This window comes from Streptomyces sp. NPDC046977, from assembly GCF_040644455.1.
Lineage (GTDB): Bacteria > Actinomycetota > Actinomycetes > Streptomycetales > Streptomycetaceae > Actinacidiphila.
Genome location: NZ_JBEYWO010000002.1, coordinates 158,154 through 177,143, shown reverse-complemented (window position 1 = coordinate 177,143; position 18,990 = coordinate 158,154). Strand labels below are relative to the sequence as shown.

At 64.8% G+C, this 18,990-nt stretch carries 23 protein-coding genes, 1 tRNA gene and 4 pseudogenes; 13 read left to right on the top strand and 15 right to left on the bottom strand.

Features of this window, described 5'->3' with window-relative positions:
• The first annotated feature begins 372 nt into the window (after window positions 1-372).
• Together ABZ883_RS03360 and ABZ883_RS03355 are read left to right on the top strand one after the other, a co-directional pair.
• Window positions 373-627: a type II toxin-antitoxin system VapB family antitoxin gene (locus tag ABZ883_RS03360; protein WP_360900680.1), complete on the top strand. Its 255-nt coding sequence runs from the start codon at window positions 373-375 to the stop codon at window positions 625-627.
• Window positions 627-1,046, top strand: a complete 420-nt coding sequence (locus tag ABZ883_RS03355) for a PIN domain nuclease (RefSeq protein WP_360900677.1) — start codon at window positions 627-629, stop codon at window positions 1,044-1,046. Before ABZ883_RS03360 ends, ABZ883_RS03355 begins: the two co-directional genes overlap by 1 nt.
• 382 nt (window positions 1,047-1,428) lie before the next feature.
• Here ABZ883_RS03355 and ABZ883_RS03350 read toward each other — a convergent pair.
• Window positions 1,429-1,599 (bottom strand): annotated as a pseudogene (locus ABZ883_RS03350) (transposase); the annotation flags it as partial.
• A gap of 61 nt (window positions 1,600-1,660) precedes the next feature.
• Between ABZ883_RS03350 and ABZ883_RS03345 the strand changes: the two are divergent.
• From ABZ883_RS03345 to ABZ883_RS03335, 3 genes and pseudogenes are all read left to right on the top strand, one after another.
• Window positions 1,661-1,941, top strand: a pseudogene (locus tag ABZ883_RS03345) (site-specific integrase); the annotation flags it as partial.
• Between the two features lie 504 nt (window positions 1,942-2,445).
• On the top strand, window positions 2,446-2,871 hold the full coding sequence (locus tag ABZ883_RS03340; RefSeq protein ID WP_360900674.1) for a hypothetical protein: 426 nt from the start codon (window positions 2,446-2,448) through the stop codon (window positions 2,869-2,871).
• A gap of 264 nt (window positions 2,872-3,135) precedes the next feature.
• The gene (locus ABZ883_RS03335) at window positions 3,136-5,268 is read left to right on the top strand and encodes a tetratricopeptide repeat protein (protein ID WP_360900671.1); all 2,133 of its coding nucleotides are present in this window, start codon (window positions 3,136-3,138) and stop codon (window positions 5,266-5,268) included.
• A 74-nt stretch (window positions 5,269-5,342) separates the two neighbouring features.
• Here the strand turns inward: ABZ883_RS03335 and ABZ883_RS03330 are convergent, their stop codons facing one another.
• From ABZ883_RS03330 to ABZ883_RS03315, 4 genes are all read right to left on the bottom strand, one after another.
• Window positions 5,343-6,236: a hypothetical protein gene (locus tag ABZ883_RS03330; protein WP_360900668.1), complete on the bottom strand. Its 894-nt coding sequence runs from the start codon at window positions 6,234-6,236 to the stop codon at window positions 5,343-5,345.
• A 431-nt stretch (window positions 6,237-6,667) separates the two neighbouring features.
• Window positions 6,668-7,162 carry a creatininase family protein gene (locus ABZ883_RS03325; RefSeq protein ID WP_360901615.1) on the bottom strand — a complete coding sequence of 165 codons (495 nt, stop codon included), beginning with the start codon at window positions 7,160-7,162 and terminating at the stop codon, window positions 6,668-6,670.
• On the bottom strand, window positions 7,132-7,380 hold the full coding sequence (locus ABZ883_RS03320) for a creatininase family protein (protein ID WP_360901613.1): 249 nt from the start codon (window positions 7,378-7,380) through the stop codon (window positions 7,132-7,134). The genes ABZ883_RS03325 and ABZ883_RS03320 overlap by 31 nt, the downstream gene beginning before the upstream one ends.
• Before the next feature lie 38 nt (window positions 7,381-7,418).
• Window positions 7,419-7,826, bottom strand: coding sequence for a hypothetical protein (locus ABZ883_RS03315; protein WP_360901678.1), 408 nt, complete (start codon window positions 7,824-7,826; stop codon window positions 7,419-7,421).
• 50 nt (window positions 7,827-7,876) lie between these two features.
• Here ABZ883_RS03315 and ABZ883_RS03310 point away from each other — a divergent pair.
• The 5 genes and pseudogenes from ABZ883_RS03310 to ABZ883_RS03290 all read left to right on the top strand — a co-directional run.
• Window positions 7,877-8,749: pseudogene (locus tag ABZ883_RS03310) on the top strand (DUF3631 domain-containing protein); the annotation flags it as partial.
• Between the two features lie 121 nt (window positions 8,750-8,870).
• Window positions 8,871-9,074, top strand: coding sequence for a helix-turn-helix domain-containing protein (locus ABZ883_RS03305; RefSeq protein ID WP_360900665.1), 204 nt, complete (start codon window positions 8,871-8,873; stop codon window positions 9,072-9,074).
• Between the two features lie 59 nt (window positions 9,075-9,133).
• Window positions 9,134-9,580, top strand: a pseudogene (locus tag ABZ883_RS03300) (tyrosine-type recombinase/integrase); the annotation flags it as partial.
• Between the two features lie 385 nt (window positions 9,581-9,965).
• Window positions 9,966-10,433, top strand: a complete 468-nt coding sequence (locus ABZ883_RS03295; protein ID WP_360900662.1) for a hypothetical protein — start codon at window positions 9,966-9,968, stop codon at window positions 10,431-10,433.
• Window positions 10,430-11,053 carry an HNH endonuclease gene (locus ABZ883_RS03290; protein ID WP_360900659.1) on the top strand — a complete coding sequence of 208 codons (624 nt, stop codon included), beginning with the start codon at window positions 10,430-10,432 and terminating at the stop codon, window positions 11,051-11,053. Before ABZ883_RS03295 ends, ABZ883_RS03290 begins: the two co-directional genes overlap by 4 nt.
• 271 nt (window positions 11,054-11,324) lie before the next feature.
• Here ABZ883_RS03290 and ABZ883_RS03285 read toward each other — a convergent pair whose 3' ends face one another.
• The gene (locus ABZ883_RS03285) at window positions 11,325-11,543 is read right to left on the bottom strand and encodes a hypothetical protein (protein WP_360900656.1); all 219 of its coding nucleotides are present in this window, start codon (window positions 11,541-11,543) and stop codon (window positions 11,325-11,327) included.
• A 152-nt stretch (window positions 11,544-11,695) separates the two neighbouring features.
• Between ABZ883_RS03285 and ABZ883_RS03280 the strand changes: the two genes are divergently transcribed.
• Window positions 11,696-11,953: a winged helix-turn-helix domain-containing protein gene (locus ABZ883_RS03280; RefSeq protein WP_360900653.1), complete on the top strand. Its 258-nt coding sequence runs from the start codon at window positions 11,696-11,698 to the stop codon at window positions 11,951-11,953.
• A gap of 424 nt (window positions 11,954-12,377) precedes the next feature.
• On the opposite strand, the gene ABZ883_RS03275 is transcribed toward ABZ883_RS03280, so the two are convergent.
• From ABZ883_RS03275 to ABZ883_RS03240, 8 genes are all read right to left on the bottom strand, one after another.
• Window positions 12,378-12,746 (bottom strand): hypothetical protein, encoded by a 369-nt coding sequence (locus ABZ883_RS03275; RefSeq protein ID WP_360900650.1) that lies wholly within the window; start codon window positions 12,744-12,746, stop codon window positions 12,378-12,380.
• Between the two features lie 145 nt (window positions 12,747-12,891).
• Window positions 12,892-13,554 carry a hypothetical protein gene (locus ABZ883_RS03270; RefSeq protein ID WP_360900647.1) on the bottom strand — a complete coding sequence of 221 codons (663 nt, stop codon included), beginning with the start codon at window positions 13,552-13,554 and terminating at the stop codon, window positions 12,892-12,894.
• 1 nt (window position 13,555) lies between these two features.
• A complete protein-coding gene (locus ABZ883_RS03265) occupies window positions 13,556-13,831 on the bottom strand; it encodes a hypothetical protein (RefSeq protein ID WP_360900644.1) in 276 nt (91 codons plus the stop codon).
• Window positions 13,832-13,951: 120 nt separating this feature from the next.
• Window positions 13,952-14,125 (bottom strand): hypothetical protein, encoded by a 174-nt coding sequence (locus ABZ883_RS03260; protein WP_360900641.1) that lies wholly within the window; start codon window positions 14,123-14,125, stop codon window positions 13,952-13,954.
• A 163-nt stretch (window positions 14,126-14,288) separates the two neighbouring features.
• Window positions 14,289-15,566 carry a DUF3987 domain-containing protein gene (locus tag ABZ883_RS03255; protein ID WP_360900639.1) on the bottom strand — a complete coding sequence of 426 codons (1,278 nt, stop codon included), beginning with the start codon at window positions 15,564-15,566 and terminating at the stop codon, window positions 14,289-14,291.
• Window positions 15,563-16,420, bottom strand: coding sequence for a bifunctional DNA primase/polymerase (locus ABZ883_RS03250; protein ID WP_360900636.1), 858 nt, complete (start codon window positions 16,418-16,420; stop codon window positions 15,563-15,565). Before ABZ883_RS03250 ends, ABZ883_RS03255 begins: the two co-directional genes overlap by 4 nt.
• Complete coding sequence (locus ABZ883_RS03245; RefSeq protein ID WP_360900633.1) at window positions 16,417-16,668, bottom strand: hypothetical protein; 252 nt, start codon at window positions 16,666-16,668, stop codon at window positions 16,417-16,419. Before ABZ883_RS03245 ends, ABZ883_RS03250 begins: the two co-directional genes overlap by 4 nt.
• Window positions 16,665-16,910, bottom strand: coding sequence for a helix-turn-helix domain-containing protein (locus ABZ883_RS03240; RefSeq protein ID WP_360900631.1), 246 nt, complete (start codon window positions 16,908-16,910; stop codon window positions 16,665-16,667). The genes ABZ883_RS03245 and ABZ883_RS03240 overlap by 4 nt, the downstream gene beginning before the upstream one ends.
• Before the next feature lie 119 nt (window positions 16,911-17,029).
• On the opposite strand from ABZ883_RS03240, the gene ABZ883_RS03235 reads away from it, so the two are divergent.
• The gene (locus ABZ883_RS03235) at window positions 17,030-17,566 is read left to right on the top strand and encodes a helix-turn-helix transcriptional regulator (protein WP_360900628.1); all 537 of its coding nucleotides are present in this window, start codon (window positions 17,030-17,032) and stop codon (window positions 17,564-17,566) included.
• 34 nt (window positions 17,567-17,600) lie between these two features.
• Window positions 17,601-18,749, top strand: a complete 1,149-nt coding sequence (locus ABZ883_RS03230) for a tyrosine-type recombinase/integrase (RefSeq protein ID WP_360900625.1) — start codon at window positions 17,601-17,603, stop codon at window positions 18,747-18,749.
• Window positions 18,750-18,842: 93 nt separating this feature from the next.
• Here ABZ883_RS03230 and ABZ883_RS03225 read toward each other — a convergent pair.
• Window positions 18,843-18,916: transfer RNA gene (locus tag ABZ883_RS03225), tRNA-Thr, on the bottom strand.
• Window positions 18,917-18,990: the final 74 nt, after the last annotated feature.

Sequence of the window (18,990 nt, the reverse complement as noted above, 5' to 3'; positions counted from 1 at the left end):
CTACGCATGACGAGACCGTGAGGGATCGCGTTACGTGGTGCCGGGCCGTGCTGTCTGGTGCCGTTCTACCTGATCAGAGTACGTGCGGCAGTTTGGCATGCGCTGCCCTGTGTTGCACTGTCCACAGGCATCTGTCCACCGGCTGTCCACCGACAAGGCCGCTTGGCCGCCTGCCTCCCACCACCCCATCGCACAGGGGCGGCGCCCGGCATGAGGACGGCTGTCCATTTCCCACAAGGGGCGACCGCGCGGTACATCACCGTGAGCGCCACAGCCTCCACCCATGACAGAAGCTCCGACAGAAACGATATCTTTCATCGTCGATGACTGATATCATTTCGCTGGAAGAAGCACCTCCGAGAGGATCACCACATGGCCAGGACCGTCATCGACCTCGATGAAGACATGGTCACCGAGGCCATGCGCATCTTCGGGACCAAAACGAAAGCCAAAGCCGTCCGCCTCGCCATGGAAGACGCCGTCAAGAGACACCTGCGGCAGGAGGGCTTCGACGCCATGGAGGCCGGCGAGTTCGACTTCAGCGAGATCATCGAGAACACCGGGCCCCGTAACGCAGACGGCTCCCTCAAGCACAACGGCGACCGCGACGGAGGCCGGGCCGCCTGATGCAGGATCGCTACCTGATCGACAAGTCCGCCCTCGCCCGCTGGACAAAGCCGAGCGTCAAGGAGGTACTCAAGCCTCTGCACGAGCGCTACCTCCTCGCCGTATGCCAGCCCACCGAGTTCGAGATGATCCACTCCGCCCGGGACAGCTCGGAAGCAACACGGATCAGCACCTGGCTTCACGCCTTCGACTACCTCCGCGCCGACGACCACACCTTCGCCCGCGCCCTCGAGATCCAGCGCCATGCCCTCAACTCAGGCTTCCACCGCGCTCTGTCCCTCCCCGATCTGCTGATCGCCGCCACAGCGGAACTGAACCGGCGAACAGTCCTCCACTACGACGGAGACTTCGACATGATCGCCTCCCTCACCGGCCAGCCCGCCGAATGGGTCGTCCCGCCCGGCAGCGCCGACGGATGAGCACCTCGGCCTTCCCCACCCCCGACGATCTGCTGGTATCCCTCGTCGAGCAGCCGCTGGAGGCTGGCAGCCGGCCTGCGTCGGCGCGCTTGGCGCCCTGTGCGGCCTGGCTCTGCTCGGATCCCTGCGGGTTCTTGGCCGGGCCCGCCGGGGCAACCTCGTCGAACTGACCCCCGCCGCCTTCTTCTGCGGCCGGTGGATTTCGCCTTCGCCTCCGGGGCAGCAGAAGCCATCTGACGGAGAGTCATGCGCATCTGTCCACCGGTCGTCCACCGGAGGTGTTCACACCGACGCCACCCCTTGCCGGCAGCTGAAAGACCAGGTCAGCGATCCAGGGCGGCTTCGCCGACAGCCGCCGGGCGGGTAGCTGGGCCGCCTCACGCCAATCCCGCAGGCGATAGCCGTTGCGGTGGTCGACGCGTTCGTCGCTGACCTGCCCGGATTCGGCGTTGCAGCGGGCATCGGCCTCCGCGGACATGAGCGCGTCGGCGAATGTCTTGACCATCGCGCGCAGCAGATCGGGACTCGCCGCAGCGAGGTTCTCCTCGGTCAGGACGTGCCGGACTGCCTGTCACGGAGACCCTAAAGCCGCGGGCGGTCCTTGTTCCCGGGCTGATCTGCGGCACGGCGCGGCCATTCTGATGCTGGCGGCCGACATCGACATCAAGATCGTGTCGGACACCCTCGGGCACAGCGACACCCGGGCCACTCGGGACATCCACCAGAGCGTCCTGCCCCAGGTCGGCAAAAGCGCCGCCGAGGCCACGGGGAAACTGGTCCTCTCCGCCGCAAGTCCGAGGCCGAGGAGGTGGCGTGCAAGGCCGCGGAGAAGGAGAAGGCCAAGCAGGCCGGCGAGGGCAAGAAGAAGGCCACGCATCGAACGCCCAAGAAGTAGGCCCTTGAGCCCCTCCGCTCACGCATCGCCCAGCCAAGCAAGCTCACGGCATCCTGCCCGCGCATCCAGCCACGCCCGAGCAACAGCAAACCCCAGGTCAGACGCAAATGTGACCTGGGGTTTCACGATGAGCCGCCTTCGGGATTCGAACCCGAGACCTACGCATTACGAGATGTCCGATCGCAATCCATCGCCATCCATCATCGTTTCATCGCCTCTCGGAGTCGCAGGTTGTCAGCACGACTGGACGAGGCTGGACCGAAGCGAACGATCACAGCGCCGCAGCGACCGAGACCATAACTGAGACCGCGACGCCCTCGCCTCCGAAGCGTTCCGCCCGCGGACAGTTGCCCATAGGATCGGCTGACCCGCTCAGGAGGCGGAGTCAACGGATGGTACAGACGGAAGCCCGTCGTCCGTGGTGCCAGCAGCGCTGATAGCTTCCGTCAGCGCCTGCCAGGCGGCTAGCCGTACCCACAAGAGCAACGCCGATCAGGAGCTAGCGTGGACCCCATATCGATCACCGTAGCCGCACTAGCTGCGATCGCCGGCGGTGCCGCCGGCGAAGTTGGTAGTCAAGCAGTCACGAAATTGAAAGAAATGGTGTTCCATCGAGGCAGGTCTTCTTCGATCGAAGGACGTACCCCTCTTGCCGAGCCAGAGCTAATTCGCCTCCTCGAAGACCCCGGCAGCAATGAGCGGGCAAGGGAATTGCGCGAGGCTCTACTATTGCGAGCCTCGCAGGATGAGGAATTCAGTCACGGTCTGGCCGCTTGGTGGGACCAACTCCGCCCAACAGTAGAGGCATCTGGAGACACTCACAACAGCATCAGCGGGGGAACGCTAAATGGCCCCGTACTCCAGGGCCGAGATTTCTCTGGAGTAAATTTCCACATGGGCGCACCAACTTCCAGGACGGAGGATGAGTGACAGCAGAACAGGAGGGAACCCAGAACGAGATCAGCGGAGGCAGGTTCGAAGGCCCTGTCTTCATGGGTCGCGATATACAGGTCAACGTAACGGAAACCGTCACACCGCCCCGACGTCGCCGTCAATCCCTACCGGCTGCATCCACATATTTTGCGGGGCGTGAAAGGGAACTTGAAACCGTACTGGCCCGCTTGCGGCCTGACTCTGACCCCTATAATGGCGTTACTACACTCACCGGTTTGGGCGGCGCAGGTAAGACAGAGCTTGCGCTCCAAGCGTCCCGCACGGCCAGAAGCATGGACTGGTTTCCCGGGGGGGGTCATATTCATAAATCTCTTTGGATATCACGCTACCCTCTACGTCGACACATTCCATGCCATCGGCAAAATTCTGACAGACCTTGGTTTGCTGGATTCGGAGATCCCTGAAAATCTAGAGGATCGAAAGGCCCTATACCAGAGTCACCTTTACGAAACCACGACGACAGAAAATCGCATTCTCCTCATTCTCGATAACGCCGCAGGAGAGGAACAGATTTCCGACCTAATACCTAGCTCCCCGAATGTTCGGGTGTTGGTGACATCAAGACAGATTTTGTCAATCGGTCTTCTTGTTAGAGTTGGACATCTCGATGATGAAGCGGGTGCCGACCTGATCTCCATGGCCCTGCGCCAGACCACAGGCTTACACGACACAAGGGTGAGTGGTGACAGGGCCAGCGCTGTCGCGCTGTCTCAGCTATGCGGCGGCCTTCCTCTGGCCCTCCGCATCGTTTCCTCACTCCTCACTGAATCGCCCAACCGGCCGCTTTCCTCAATGGTCAGCGACCTATCTGATGCCGAATCTCGGTTGTCGGAGTTGTCACGCCAGCACATTGCAGTGCGCTCCGCCTTCGATATGTCATATCGGAGCCTCGATCCACAGAGCGCCCAGCTCCTCGCCCTAATCAGTCTCAACCCGGGGCCTGACTTCTCCACCGAAGCAGCTGCGGCTGCCATCGCAGCCACTGTCCGTGAAGCGCGTGTCATTGTTGAGAAACTGGCGCGAGCGAACCTCGTTGAACCTAGAGAAACGTATGGAAGGTGGCAACTTCACGATCTTATCAGGCTATACGCCCAGGAAAAGGTGGATCAAGACCCGGAAAGAAGCGAGGCCGCAGAACGGCTCATTGCGTACTACCTGACAGCCGCCGCTAAGGCTTTCCATTGGCTGAGAGATAGCCGGGACGAGGATGCGAATTATTTCTCATCACGGGACCAGGCTCTCGCGTGGTTTGATCTCGAAGTTGAGAATTTGATACACGCCGTCACTGTGGCTCACGATGAGGGGTTGTATGATTTTGCTTTTCTTCTGCCCCTCTACCTTGCCCCCTACCTCGATATGCGACGTCGCTTGCCTGAATGGGCGCAGGTGGCCAGAATTGCTGCGCATTTGGCGGAGATGAACCCCGATGAGATGTATCAGTCATGGGCGCTAGATAGCCTAGGCATGGCATTGCGGGAGCTTCGCGAAATTACAGAAGCAACCACAGTGCAGCGAAGGGCTGTAGAAATAAGCAGAAGGCTGGGGAGGGACGAGGATAACCTTAGGTTTCTAATAAATCTCGGCTGGACGCTGCGCGCAGGTGGGCGCTTTCAAGAAGCGTATGAAGTTTATATGGAAGCACATGATATAGCGGTGCGCTTGGGCGATAGACTCCGGCAGGCCCGTTCCCTAGGAAATGCCGGTGCCACGCTGGGAGCCCTAGGACGGCTCGATGAGGCAGAAGTCCTGCAGCGTCAGGTGCTCCAGATATTTATTGACGAAGGTGATCGCGGAGGCGAGGCACGAGCCCTAACGCAGCTCGGTTGCACACTCATAGATAGCAAACAGCTCAACGAGTCCATCGAACTACACAAGCGTGCAGTTCTCATCTTCTCCGAACTAGACCTAGAATTCGACGCCGCCCGATCCCGATATAATTTGGCTAACGCTCTGATCCATAACGACAGAAGCAGCGATGCGCTCGATGAGCTGAGGAAATCCCTCAAGACATTCGATCGCGTCGGCGATGAACATCATGTCGCAATGAATCGAAACATAGCCGGGATGGCACATATGTCGCTCAGGAATCTCGACGCAGCCATCGATAGTCTACAATCTGCCGCATCAGCGTTCAGCGGACTCGGAGATGTCCACGGGCAAGCCCAAGCCACATCGAATCTTGGACGTGCGTACGCACTTTCTGGCAAATTTGAAGAAGCCCAAGTAACTCTACTTGCCGGCGCCGAGCTATTCGCCGCTTCAGGAGATTACGAAAATCGGGACCTTGCACGGTCCATGGCCGAAGATATCTCAAATCCAGAGTTGCGGAGCTTTCTTCTGCGCCGGGGTTCCGGAGAGCAGCCCGGTTCATGAGAATCTCCGGAATCCCACCCAGTTTTCACAGTTGGGAAGGGGAGGAAGAACCGACAAAAAGTATACTCAGGTCGTCATTTCTCTTTCCAAGGCATCACTTTAGCCAGGGCCTCGCTTACCTGGCCGTTTACAGCCTTCCCTGACGAAGTCAGCGAAAGGACTCCAGAAACCAACAGAATTACCCTCAGGCTGTCCGCTGCCGCACCCTGGCTCTGCACGATTGGCAGCACAGGAAGAAGTGCACCAGCTGCAATAAGAATCACAGCAGGTGCAGTCCTCAACGCATACTCTTTGAACCGGGAGCTCAGTCCTGGGTCTTGTGGACTGCGTGAAATTACTTCATCACGCCTCCCGTCGAGCAGTAGCATACCCGCCACGCTCAGTGAACCCACGACAGCATCAATGTCGCCAGGTCGTGAGCAGCGAGCGATGAGACTGGCATGCTCCTCAACCGCCAATCCGACACGTCTGGCCTCCGTTGCAAAGTCTGCTAGAACGGGAATTCCAGCACCTATCAGCCGGCTACCGTTAGCGATTGCCAGCCTACAAATCCCAGCCGCTTCGAAAACCTCACGGCACCAGCGGCCGCTAATTACACTATCGCTCCATTGCACTCTCTGTTGATGTATCGTCGCCGCCAAGCCAATAATTCTCACAGCCGCACGATCCAGGGGACGCGCATGTCGAGAGTGAAGTCGCACACCTATCGACTTCTCCGTTGCCATACTCACGGCTGTAATTAACATGACGGCGAATCCCGCATAGGCGCCATAGAGAACAGGCTTCACATATTCCGGGAATAGCTTCGCACCAATGTTCGGCACGAAATAGCCAACCGCAAGCCCGACGACGCAAAACTCTGCGGCAATATTCCAGCGACCTCGGGGAATTCGGAATACCAAAATGGAGATGAGACCCGCCAGGACAGTGGCAGGAAACACTGCCACCGGGTAGGCGAACAAGGTCACAAGAAAAATGGGGAGGCGCCAAATCGAGGCACCCTTCACCGCGCCTATTCCGCAGGCGACCACTATAAAGAGGACCGGAAGGCTTATGTAGTCAGGCGCAATCTTGTTGAAGCGTTCGAGCGTGTAGTGTGTTCTAATGGACGCCCGCCTGAAGGCAGTCTTAGCGACTACGCGATCCACCCCAACCGGTAGAGGCAAGGCATCAAATGCGCGGATATCATTCCATACCTTAGCTCGACAGGCGCTCAACGCTCGCAGGCTGGCCTGCCGCGAAAAGAGCCTGCTGGTCAGCGCTTCTGATCGACTTGTAACTAGGGTGATTCGCCGATGGACAGTGCTCCATAGGCTTAGCGTCTCGGAATCTGCCATTTCTCCCCTCCCCGGGATCGGCACCGCAATGAATAGCAGTCCAGGACTGCGTGACGGAACTATTAACGGTCGATAGATGCATCTCCGCCGAGAAGAACTTGCAGGTGTGCGCCAAAGTCTGCAATGAGACTTTCAATGACACTTCTGCCCTTCTCGGGCGTCGCGTAGGACGGGAATCCAATAACGCCGGTTTCGGTATAAGCCTTCATGCCCTTGCTCAGTAGAAACCGGCGGTCGCCGCCATCGTGGTCGGCCGTCTCGTAAGCGGGTCCGACGAAAGACGGCTCTGCATACAAAAGGATGGATGTTTCGATCTCGCCAGCGTGCATGTCGCCATGTGCATTACTGACTAGACCAGCGCGTTCGCGCGCACGGTTCCATTCCCCGCTCTGCGGGAAGAGACTCATACGCGGCTCGATCACGTTGGCTTCCTGCACGATGTTCGAGAGGACGTAATTCCCGCCATGCGCGTTTACCAGGACCACTTTGCGAATTCCTGACGTCTCCAGAGATTGGGCGATGTCAGTCACAAGCGTGTGCAGTGTCCGCGCACTGATACTGACTGTGCCGGCCCAGGTGCCATGCCCATGGCTGCACGCGATCGTGATGGGGGGGGGAGACGCAGCACGGGGTACGCCGCCGCGACCTCCCGCGCGATGATGCTGGCGATCGCCGTATCCGTGATGAGCGGCAGGTGCGCACCGTGCTGCTCGAAGGACCCAATGGGGAGAACGGCCACGAGCGGGTTTTGGTCCCGGACGTCGACGGTGGTCATGGTCGGTAGCAGGTTCATGGCTCTCCTTCGGACCCGGCTCAGTTCCCCTTCATAGTGCCCAACACTCGGTTCAGTTCGGCAATTTCTACGAGCTTGCTCCACGGACCGAGGTGCTGCTGAAGCCGCCCGAGCTCAGCGAGGATACGCGCCGATCCTGTCGTCTGGGCAATGGCCACAGCCTGAGAGGCCGCGTTGTAGGTCGCCTCAACATCCTCCATCTGTGCATATGAGGTTGCTAGGCGTGCCAGGCAGAGGCCGCGATCGCGTTGCTGCTCCACGGGCCAACGAGTCAGGCTGTCCTCCAGCGTTCGGACCGCATCTTCCGGACGTCCGAGCTGGAGCGCGCAAGTTGCCGCTTCCATGTCGATGTACGAAACCGAGCAGTACGGCGCTAAGTCTGAGTCGCCGCCGGCCGCCGTGTCGGCAAGCTCGCGCGCTTCGTCCAACGCCCTCGCAGTCTCCTCAGCATGTCCGAGCTGAGCATGGGCGTAGGCGCCTCCGGGGCTTCCTGAACGCTGGCCACCGCCGCTCCGGCGTCACCTACCGGTGCGTGGGAGACGGCTCCAACCAGACCGTGCAGCCCTTCCCGTCCTACTGTGCCGTGGCCATGGCAGGACTCGGCTCGCTACCGGACACGATCCTGACCCGCTCCGTCATCATCCGCATGCGCCGCCGCGCCCCCAACGAGCGTGTGGAACCCTTCCGGCAGCGCATCCACGAGAAGGAAGGCCACAAGCTCCGCGACCGCCTCGCCCGCTGGGCCGAAGCCTCCTGCGGGGCAGTTGAAGGCAAGTGGCCGGAGATGCCGGAAGGCGTCACCGACCGGCCAGCCGACGTCTGGGAGCCGCTACTCGCGGTGGCGGACGCGGCCGGCGGAGCGTGGCCCGCCCGCGCCCGGGTCGCGTGTGCCGAGTTGGTGGCCGCAGCACAGGAAGACGATCGGGCCTCACTCGGCATCCGGCTGCTGACGGACCTCCGCGACACCGTGTTCTGTGGCATCGACCGTATGCCCACTGCCGCAATCCTCGAATGCCTCAACGCCATGGACGACGCACCCTGGATCGACATGGGAGGCAAGCCACTCACCCCGCGTGGACTGGCCCGAATGCTGGGCGAGTACGTCACCGGGGCCAACAAGCCCATCAAGCCCCGGCCCATTCGCACCGCAGCCGGCACCATCCCCCGCGGCTACTACGCGGAAGACCTCGCCGACGCCTGGACCCGCTACTGTCCCCCGCCCCCTCCAAAGTCCGCTACATCCGCTACACCGCAGCTCAACGAGGGTGAATCCGTAGCGGATGAGCTTCCCGGCATCCGCTACATCACCCCAGAAACCGCTACAACCGCACCCGCCGGCCGCACCGCGTAGCGGCACCAATCCGCTACACGCTACGAATCCGCTACACAAAACAGGCCCCTGACCTGCGGTGTAGCGGATGTAGCGGACTTCTGAGAAGGCCCGCAGAGACACCTTCCTAGGAGACATCCGGATGAGTACCGCGATTGCTGCCCCCATCGACCGGCTCCTCTACAAGCCCGAGGAGGCCGCCGAGGCGCTCGCCATCGGCCGCTCCACCGTCTACGAGTTGATAGCCGAAGGCGCCCTGAAGTACATCAAGTTGGGCCGTACGCGTCGGATTAGGCGCGCTGACCTGGAAGCCTACGTAGCGGCCCTTCCGTCCCACCACAACTGATCTACCCACGCTCTGAGGCGCCCCTAGCATCCCGCTCGGGGCGCCTCCTGCATGGACCCCCATTCCTGGAGGACCACAAGGCCCGCCATGACGCGATGCGAGCCGCGGCCGGCGAGCTTTGGGAGGAACACAACGTCGTGTTCTCGCGGCCGGACGGACGCCCACTCGACCCGCGCGCCGACTACGATGAATTCAAGGAACTGCTGACCGAGGCCGGGATTGACGACCGCCGACTGTACGACGGAAGCCGCCACACAGCGGGCACGATCCTGAACGAACTCGGGGTCGACATGACCACGATCATGGAGATTCTGCGGCACACCCAGATCAGCCAGACCCGCCGCTACGTGAAGGGCCGATCCCACCTGTCGAAGGACGCCATGCGACGCATGGGCGAGTTCTTCGCGCCCGCTCCCACAGACCCCGATCCGGGCCCCACTGAGACCAGAACTGAGACCGCCGACACACGCGCGGCCCGGTCCCGCCATCGCCGCCGCATCCGCTGAACGACGAAACCCCCAGGCCGGACCGTTCCGACCTGGGGGTTTCACGATGAGCCGCCTTCGGGATTCGAACCCGAGACCTACGCATTACGAGGTCTTGCAAGCCACTCCCGCGACCTGCGGCGCAGGTCGAAAATGGTCCCTGACCTGCATCTTTGCAATCCCTAGCCATACTTGGCTATCCCGGCTTATCCCGTACTGACGTGTACTGGATGTGTACTGCCCATCGGGGGGCGTTGCCACATTACGTCGCGCATGGTGTTCACTTTGAACACCGGAGGATGTATGGTGAACACCGGACCGCCCCCCGAAGGGAGCGGCCCCGGAGGTGCAGCGAACACCAACCGGGGCCTAGGTCCGGACCCTCCGCAAGCAAGGAGCCCGAACCATGAGCACCACCGTACAGCCGGCCAACAACACCGCCCCCGCGCTCAGAGTCCGCCTGCGCGGCATCGCCGGCCACCAGCTCACCGCGACCTGCCCGACCTGGTGCACCGACGACCACGCCGAGGACGTAGCCCACGGCGTGCACGCCGAGGACTTCGCCCACCGCGGCGAGGAGTCGGCCCTGATGGTCCCCAGCAGCTTCGGCACCAACGACGAGCAGCTGCTCGTCCAGATCCACCAGTACCCGTTCGGCCGCGACCTGCGCGAGCCCACCGCCGTCCTGTGGCCGACGCTGGGCACCGGGGAGAACCACCTCGGTCCGAACGGCCTGATCGACCTGGCCGAGCAGCTGCGCAAGTACGCCGACGAGCTCGAGCACATCGCGGCCCAGGTACACGACGCCCGCAAGGAGCACGCCGACACCAACGCCAGCGAGGGCTGGGGTACGTCGAAGGGGGATGCGCGATGAGTACGAGTACGCACCTGCACCTGGTCAATGGCTGCCCGCCGTGGTGCCGTACCGACCACACCGCTCCCCGGCCGGCCGAAGACGACGCCCACATCGGTGAGACCGTCACGCTGCAGCTGCCCGACGGGCGGGAGATCCTCGCCGCCGAACTCACGCTGGAGCCCGGGGCCGCACTGCCCTCGGTCGCCGTGTCGCTCGACGAGTGGGCGGTGAACGTCGCTGAACTCGACGTCGCGCAGATGGAGGCGTACATCGGCCGCCTGCAGTCCTACACCATGCGCCTGCAACAGATGATCCGCCCGCTCCGGGGCGGGGGTCGCAAGGCGAAGTCGAACCCGGGTATGCAGCAACGGCAGGCGTGGAAGGAGATGCGCCTGTACCTGGCCGAGCGGGACGGCTGGCAGTGCCACTACTGCCGTACCTCGTTCGACTGCCTCAAGGGCGTGTCGATCGACCACTACGTCCCCAAGAGCGTGTGGGCGTGCAACCTGCCGGCGAACCTCGTACTCGCCTGCAGGGACTGCAACGAGCGCAAGGGCGACACCCTGCCCCGCACCTTCGCCGCCCTCCTGCTCGCCGGGTATGGGCACCTGGCGGCCGAGTACGCGGTAGCGGTCTGACCCCTCTACCCCCACTACCGCGCAGGTGAACGCACCGCGGCCCCCCTCTACCCGGGTCCCTACTCCGGTAGAGGGGGGCCGCTACCTTCGCGATCCACTACAACAGGCTACCCCTCCCCCGGCCGGAAGGGGCGAGGAAGAGGAAGATTTCCGCAGGTCAGCAGCCAACCCCAACGCCAACAGCGGCGGTGGGGGAGGGGTTTGAGAAGGGGTTAGCTGCATGCGACAACGGCCCCCGGTGGATGATCCCCGAGGGCCGTGCGTCGTCGTCTCAGGCGCTCTTGCCGCGCTCTTCCAGCCATGCCGCCCGCAGCTCCTGCGAGACGTCGCAGTCGCCGTCCGGGCCCTGGCACGCCGCGCAGGTCTGGACGTGGTGCAGGAAGTCCCTGTAGCGCTCGTTGACGCGCCCTACGGCGGTCTGGACGCGGGCGGGAACGGTCCGCCCCGGGCCGCTTCCGCTGTCGATCCATCGCTCAGTAGGCTCAGCCATGTCGTCGCTCCCTCGTAGCGTCGGCCGTGCCCCGGGCCGTTGTGAGCGGCTGCGGGGCTTCCCCTTAAGGGATGCCACCATATAGGGCACTGTAGGCATGTGTAGACCCCTACGTGTGTCTCCGCAGGTCAATAGGCACATACGTTGCGGGCATGGCTGACAGCGACATCCCGGTGATCGACCCCAACGGGCCTGAGCTGGTGTACATGGTCGTCGCCGACCACATCGCCGCGCAGATCGACGACGGGCGTCTGCAGCCTGGCGACCGCATCCCCGGGGAACTGGCGCTAGCAGGCGCCTACGGCATCGCCCGCATGACCGTCGCGCGCGCCGTGCGGGAGCTCCGGGAGCGGGGCCTGGTCCACACCGTGCGAGGCAAGGGCACGTTCGTCAGCCGGCCGGAGGCGTAGCGGCTGGTTTCGGGCCGGGGCGAAACCGGTTTCGCCCCCGGTGTCGGGGGCGAGCTGGGAAGTTTCGGGTTTCGGGCCAGGGAGGGAGCCGCCCCGGAAGCCCCCCGACCCCTGCACCCAGGCGATCCCGTGCCCGAAACCGGCCGCCTCCCTGCCTCCCTGAACGACTGTTCGCGCAGGCCAGACCGGGAGACGCCGCAGGGAGGTGATCAGGGAGAACTCCCTGCCTCCCCTCCGCCTCCCTGCGCGCGGTCACGCGCCTCCCGAGCCTTCGACCGGGCCCGACAGATCACGTCAAGCGACACCGGGTTGCCTGGGCCTGGCGGCCACCGCTCAATCCCGTTCACCGGGTCCCGCCAGTCCGCGGACACGGCCGGCACCGGAGGACGCGCGGCCGCAACTCGTGCCTGGCGCCGCGCCGTGGTCACTCGTCACCGTCCACGATGCGCCACCCCAGCTGCACCATCGCCCGAGGAGTCAGCCCCAATGCCTCCCCGGCGTAACGCGCCTCCTGGGCCTGCCAAGCAGACGCGGTACCGGCCAGCACCGCAGCCTCATAGACCAGCAGCACCGCGACCGTGCCCCGCGCCGTGTCGTCCCACATGGTCGCCTGCGGGGACTGCCACAACTCCTCCCACCGCGCCCGGTCCTCATCGGTCCAGGCCCGCCCTGCCGGCATCGAAGGCACCGGCAGCAGGCACCCGGCCGCGGGCAGGTCGACGACGTTCGACACGCGGCCCTGACCGCGGTGCGCACGACTGTAGGGCTTCGTCGGATCACGCTGTGCGGGCATCGCCCACCTCCAAAGGCTCGTTGGGGTTGATTGGTCGACCGAACCCGGCCAGCCCTCCCCCGCGTCGTCGACCCCCCGGCCGGCCGGGGTCATCCCCCTGGGGCCCGCGGCGGCCAGGAGGAGGCGCCGCGGGCCGGTCTGGGGGTTACCAGCTGCTGGTGGCTGTGCTGGTGCCGTCGATGCGGGTGTGGGTCTTGGCGTCGGATCGGAGCATGGCGAACACGCCGTCGTCGACGCGGGTGATGGGTCCTTCTCGCAGGATGATGACGTCGGACATGCCGGCGCCCGCGACTGCCTGGTGCTGCTCGGTGAGGAAGGCCCAGAAGTAGCGCAGGCCGACGGCATTGAGGTAGTCCCGTCGTGCGCGCTCGGCTGCCTCGATCGCGGCGAGGTAGGCGGGGGCGGTGGCCTCTACCTCCTGCTGGGCGTGGGCCGCGCCATCGAGGGCGACGGATTCCAGCGCGTTCATGGCTTGGAGGTACGCGGGGGCGATCAGCTCCTTGAGTACCTGGTAGTCCTGGTGCGCGTTGTCGATGGCTGCCTGGCCCTCGCGGGTGGCGGTGCGCTCGAACGTGGCGGTGGTGCCGCCGTCGATGATGTGCTGCTTGAGCCTCTGGTCTTCCTTCTGTTTGGCGTCGCCCAGGGCGAGGTGCGCTTCGCGGTAGGCGTCCTGTGCTTCGGCCACGCGGACGCGCATGTTGAGGAAGTTGTCGACTGCGGCCCGGGCAGGCTCGGGGATGTTGTGCAGCTCGGGGAAGCTGGCGTGGATGTGGTCGCCCTTGCGGGGTGACACCTGACGCTGGGGCATGTCAGACCTCCTTGGTGGCGTTGCAGCTGGGGCAGTAGTAGGCGACGGGGTCGCCGGTGCGGGCGGTGCGGGTGTCTCGCAGGTCGCGTACTGCCTGGGGGTTCTGGCAGCGCGGCATGTGGTCGACGGTGGCGTCGGGGTCGTTGCCGTTGATCAGGTCGTGGAGGTGGCCGGCTTCGTCGGCTGCGGCGATCTCTTCGGGGGTCATGTGCTTGATGTCGGCGGTGCCGTACTGGGTGACGGGGGGTGTGCGGCGGAAGCGGGGGGCGGTGGTCATGTCGGTCTCCTTGGTGGTGATGCGGGGTCTTCTGGGGTGGTGATGCGCTTGGTGATGCGCTGCAGGTGGGGTGGGGTGCCGGGGGGTGCCGGGGTGGCTGGGTCGGTGACCGGGCTGCGGTCATCTGGGGTCGGGGTCGATGACCACGTATCCCGATCCGCTGTCGGGTGTGAGGCAGTCGGCTACGACGTGCCCGGTGCCCCGCCCGTGGGTGTGCTCGCCCTGGCAGTAGGGGCAGCGGGCGATGAGCAGGGCGTTGTCGACGCGGGCGGTGACGGTAGGCGTCGCGGTCACGGCGTGTAGTCCTTCCAGTGGGGTGGCAGGGTGGCGGTCGGGGGCTACGAACTAAGCCGAACTAACGAAAGATGCAGGTCACATGCCCTGACTTACGGGGGACTTCTTTCGTGGCTACGAACTAAGTCAGTAAGCCAGTTCACGCCCTGACCTGCTTCTTTAGTTACATAGGCTTATTTCGTCGGATCCACTTCACGGGCCTCCCCCCGGTGGCGGTCTGTCGCTCTTCGTAACCGTCGAGGGTGAGGAGCTTGGTCCACAGGGCGTCGATCTCGGCCGCCTTACGGTTCCGGCCGAAGCACTCGGCGGTGACCTGTGTACGGGTGACGCCGTCGAGGCCGGCGACGTCGACGAACAGCTTCAGCCGGTCCAAGTCGGTGTTGCCCGAGCCCTCGCTGAACACGTACCAGGCGGAGTCTTCGACGTAGTCCCACATCGCCTCTGCTGCCAGCATGTGCGGCAGGTCGATGTAGTCGGCGCCGTCGAGGAGAGCGGCCATCACCGACAGCCGGAGCACCTGGGGGGCTGCGCGGGCGACGACCTGGGCGACCCTGCCGTCCCCGGCGTGGTCGGCCGCCAGCCGCTTGTACATGGCCTCCCAGTGCTTGGTGGCGTCCATGCCGCGGCTGAGTTTTTCGAGGCCCTTGGCCTTGTCCATGACCACGGCGAGCTCGGCGCCGAGAGCCTTGATCTCCGACTGCTCCATCTGCCCGCCGTGCGGCAGCAGCTTGGACCGCTTGGACATGACGGGCAGGAAGCGGTTCATCGTGCCGCCGGCCCGCTCGGCGTCGTTGAGCTTCACCCGCAGCTCGGTCGGGGTGATGTGGCCGATGATCACGATGTGTGGATCGGTGGCCACGCGCGGCCGCACGGTCATGGTGCGCAGCGTGCCGCCGTCCCACGCCTGCCTGATGAGCGGCAACAGCGTGTTGCCCTCGCGCTTGCCCTGGGCGAGGACGGATGCGAACTCCGTCTCGACGACGAGGAGGCGCTTGTCGGAAACGCCAGGGTCGAACCCCTGGTCCTCGTTGGCAGTGTCGGGGTCTTCGCCGTCGCGCACCGCGTAGATCAGTCCCTCAGCGGAGGAGAGGCCGCCGACGACCTTCGCCTGCATGAAGTCGGGGGCGGCTGCTTTCAAGACGCGTCGCACCTCGGCCCAGCTGGTGCCCTTCACGCCGCCGGCGGTGCGGCCGATGACGAGAGGCCAGATGCGGGCTCCGTGCTGCTCGGCGCCGGCGACCATGTGCGGGCCCTTCCCGATGTACGCTCCGGCGCCGGCGTACAGGGAGAAGAGCATCGCGGCGGGGTCGGCCTCGGTGTGCGGTTCGATGGCCTTTACGATCTTGCCGGGCAGGCCGTGATAGGCGGCCTCTCCCAGCGCGGGCCACGGGCGTCCGGTCGGCGACGGCCCGCCCTCCTGCCCCGCCTCGTTCTGGTTCATGCGGTGGCTCCCGTGCGGCTGTATGCGGAGTGGATGGTCGTGGTCGCTTCCCGCTCGCTGAGGCCTGCGCGGATGGCTGCGGACAGCAGGTCGTCCCGGATGTCGGCGCCGCCGTCACGCACGGTCTCGGCTGCCCTGCATGCGGCCCAGAACAGGCGGTTGTTCCTCGCCCCCTGAGGGCTGTCGAGTACGAACGCCACCAGCCCCCGCGCGCCGCGCGGCTGCGCGTCACCGCGCGCCGCCCGTTGCCAGCGGGTGCGGTGGGCCGCGAAGTTGGGGCGGGTCACCAGCGCGTCCAGCAGCCAGGCCGGCGCATGGACTGGCGGCCGCTCGGGGTCGTCCAGCTCGTACACGACGCCCGACGCGTGCAGCGAACCGGGGCCGATGACGTAGGCGTTGCCCGCGCGGACGTCGCCGTCGAACTTGCCCTCCAGGGCGCCGAGCCCGTTGCCGAGCCGGAGGTGGAGAGGCGCCCACAGGTAGTCGTGGTGGCCCTTAGCGGTCCAGACGCGCATGGTCGCCGGCCACGACTCACCCCCCGCGCCTGCTACATCCTCGATGGCCCCGGGCCGGTCGCTGTCGATGACGAGCAGTTGCGTCCCGCCAGGGCCTGAGCAGGCGCCGACGGCTACGGCGGGGTTCCGTAGTCCGCGGCTGAACGTCTCGTGGACCTTGCGTTCGTCGAGGGTGTGGGCCCGGGTGAACGCGACGGTGGGGTGCTTGCCGCGCTTGTCGCAGGTCGCGGAGTCGTGTCCGCGCCCGATGCCGGTGCAGCGCCGTGTCGCGGGGTGGTCGGCGGGGAAGACGGGGAATCCGTGACGGATGAGCCACTGGGCCCCGTCGAGGGGCGTCACGCGACCCTTCCGCGGCGGGGGCCGAGGTTGTAGCTGGCCCCGCAGGGTGCGTCGACGATGCCGAGGTGGATGTGGCGGTGCATGTGCTTGCAGCCGGGGCATCTTGTGATGAACTCGATGCGGCCGCGGGTGGCGATGAGGACGGGACGGGCCCGCCTGACTCGCGGTACGGTGTTGTCAGACCCGCCGGCCAGCTGGTCATTCTGCGCCCCCGACTCGCCATCGGGGGCGTTGTGCTTGGTGCTCATGCTGCGCGACCCCCCACGGTGACGGTCCGCGCCTGCAGCCACGCCTCGATGGCTGTCCGCTTGTACCTGATACGCGCGCTACGCGTCGATCCCGTCTTGATGTAGTCCGGCCCCTGGCCGCTCCACCGCCAGTTGGCCAGCGTCTGGGGGCTGAAGCCGTAGGCCCCGTGCACCTGCCTGGGGCTGAGCAGTTCGTCGCTGAGGGGCTGCGCGGTCTCGTCGCGAACGACCTTCTTGGCCATCACTTTCTCCCTTTCGGTGTTCACATTGACCACTGCTATAGATACAGTGAACACGTGACGAGGAAGAAGGTAGCACTCCCGAGACGGAAATGGACACCGTGGGCTCTACGATGTTGTTCATGAGTGACGACAAGCGCCGCCCCCGCCCTGCAGTCCAGTACGGCCCCACCGCTGAGGCGGTGGCGCGCAACGTCAGGCGACTGCGAGAGAACCGTGAGCTGACCATCTATGCGCTCTCAGGCGCGCTGACCGAGGCAGGTAGGCCGATCACGCCATCAGCTGTAGCCAAGATCGAACGTCAGCAGAGGCAGGTAACCGTCGACGACCTTGTGGCGCTGGCCGTCATCTTCGGCGTTTCGCCCTCCGCGCTGCTCTTGCCCTTGAAGGACGGGCATGTGGAAACCATCGAACTCACCGGCGCCGGCGCCGTGTCTGCCGCTACTGCCTGGGACTGGGTCGATGGGCGGGCGCCGCTCACCGAACCCGAGGGCAACGACCTCATGCCGTTGCTGGAGTTCGATCTGTACTCGCGGCCGCCAGGCCGACGGAGTCACTGGGCTGGACTGCAGGACCTCATGCCCGAGGGGGCGAAGAGCCTCCGCGTCATTCAGAAGCTTGCCCAGGGAGGGGACGACGATGGCCCGAGTGTGGATTGAGGACCGAACGAACCACAAGGACTACCGCGAGGCCATGGAGAGTTGGCAGGCGGGGAGGCGTGAGGGCGGGAAGCGGCAGCCGCCCGGCCGCTGGCGGGTCCGCTGGTACGGCCCGGACGGGAAGCCGAAGGCCAAGACGTTCGGCAAGCTGCCACAGGCCGAGGCCGAGAAGGACGCCATCACGGCCAGGCTCGACAAGGGTTCCTATCGTGACCCCAAGTCGGGCAAGGCCGCGGTGAAGCTGGTGGCCGACGAGTGGTACGACTCGAAGCGGAAGATCGGACGCACGACCCGGCACGACTACCGAGAGCTGCTGGACACCTACGTCATTCCCCGGTGGGGCACCTGGCAGGTCGGCGCGGTCCAGTGGGAGGACGTCTCCGCATGGCTGACGGCACTGTGTACTGAGCCTGGCAAGGCCGGAAAGGTGCTGGGCCCGGCGCGCATCATCAAGACCTACCGCGTCTTCTCCATGGTGATGAAACACGCGGTGCTCTCGAAACGCATCGCCACGAGCCCGTGCCACGACCACGAGCTGCCACGGCCCGACGACGACGACGAGCACGTGTACCTCACCTACGACCAGCTCGAGCGCCTGGCGCTCGCGGCCGGCGAGTACCGCCTGCTGATCCTGGTGCTCGGCTACTGCGGCATTCGTTGGGCGGAGGCGTCCGCCATCAAGACCGGCCGGCTGCTCGTGCCGAAGCGGCGGATCCGGATCGTGCAGAACTACACCGACGTTAAGGGCGTCCTCGCCCTGGGTCCGGTGAAGAACCACGAGAAGCGGTCTGTTCCGCTGCCCCGCTCGTTCGCTGACGAACTGGGCACCCTGGCCGCGCCACTGGGCATGGACGACCTACTGTTCCGGGCCCCCGAGGGTGGACCGCTCCGGTACAACAACTTCCGCAACCGCGTGTTCGATCCAGCGGTGAAGGCCGCTGGCCTGGCAGGGATGGGCATTACCCCGCACAAGCTGCGGCACACCGCGGCGTCGCTCGCCATCGCGGCCGGCGCCGACGTGAAGGTGATTCAAACGATGCTGGGCCACAAGGACGCGTCGATGACCCTCAACATCTACGGGCACCTGTTCCCGGACCGGCTGGACGAGGTGGCCGACGCTCTCGATGTCGGCCGCAAGGTCGCACTCGCCCTTGCGGATGCGTCACTCACCGGGTCTGGGTGATCGAACCAGGGTGTACTAAATGTGTACGGGCCCCCGGAATGATCTCCGTGGGGCCCGTCCTCATGTGGCGCCTGACCTGCCACTTTGCGTCTGAGCCGCCTTCGGGATTCGAACCCGAGACCTACGCATTACGAGTGCGTTGCTCTGGCCAACTGAGCTAAGGCGGCGAGCTCCCGACAGCTTCGCATCGGCAGCGGGCCCAAGTCTACACAGTTCTGGGGGAGGCCCCGACCATGGCCGG

Coding starts and splice junctions, on each gene's coding strand:
- ABZ883_RS03285 (WP_360900656.1), bottom strand. CDS start 11,543: ATGGCTGAGCCTACTGAGCGATGGATCGACAGCGGAAGCGGCCCGGGG.
- ABZ883_RS03240 (WP_360900631.1), bottom strand. CDS start 16,910: ATGGCCAAGAAGGTCGTTCGCGACGAGACCGCGCAGCCCCTCAGCGAC.
- ABZ883_RS03235 (WP_360900628.1), top strand. CDS start 17,030: ATGAGTGACGACAAGCGCCGCCCCCGCCCTGCAGTCCAGTACGGCCCC.
- ABZ883_RS03265 (WP_360900644.1), bottom strand. CDS start 13,831: ATGACCACCGCCCCCCGCTTCCGCCGCACACCCCCCGTCACCCAGTAC.
- ABZ883_RS03320 (WP_360901613.1), bottom strand. CDS start 7,380: ATGACCACCGTCGACGTCCGGGACCAAAACCCGCTCGTGGCCGTTCTC.
- ABZ883_RS03290 (WP_360900659.1), top strand. CDS start 10,430: ATGAGTACGAGTACGCACCTGCACCTGGTCAATGGCTGCCCGCCGTGG.
- ABZ883_RS03275 (WP_360900650.1), bottom strand. CDS start 12,746: ATGCCCGCACAGCGTGATCCGACGAAGCCCTACAGTCGTGCGCACCGC.
- ABZ883_RS03295 (WP_360900662.1), top strand. CDS start 9,966: ATGAGCACCACCGTACAGCCGGCCAACAACACCGCCCCCGCGCTCAGA.
- ABZ883_RS03230 (WP_360900625.1), top strand. CDS start 17,601: ATGGAGAGTTGGCAGGCGGGGAGGCGTGAGGGCGGGAAGCGGCAGCCG.
- ABZ883_RS03355 (WP_360900677.1), top strand. CDS start 627: ATGCAGGATCGCTACCTGATCGACAAGTCCGCCCTCGCCCGCTGGACA.
- ABZ883_RS03255 (WP_360900639.1), bottom strand. CDS start 15,566: ATGAACCAGAACGAGGCGGGGCAGGAGGGCGGGCCGTCGCCGACCGGA.
- ABZ883_RS03360 (WP_360900680.1), top strand. CDS start 373: ATGGCCAGGACCGTCATCGACCTCGATGAAGACATGGTCACCGAGGCC.
- ABZ883_RS03305 (WP_360900665.1), top strand. CDS start 8,871: ATGAGTACCGCGATTGCTGCCCCCATCGACCGGCTCCTCTACAAGCCC.
- ABZ883_RS03280 (WP_360900653.1), top strand. CDS start 11,696: ATGGCTGACAGCGACATCCCGGTGATCGACCCCAACGGGCCTGAGCTG.
- ABZ883_RS03245 (WP_360900633.1), bottom strand. CDS start 16,668: ATGAGCACCAAGCACAACGCCCCCGATGGCGAGTCGGGGGCGCAGAAT.
- ABZ883_RS03270 (WP_360900647.1), bottom strand. CDS start 13,554: ATGCCCCAGCGTCAGGTGTCACCCCGCAAGGGCGACCACATCCACGCC.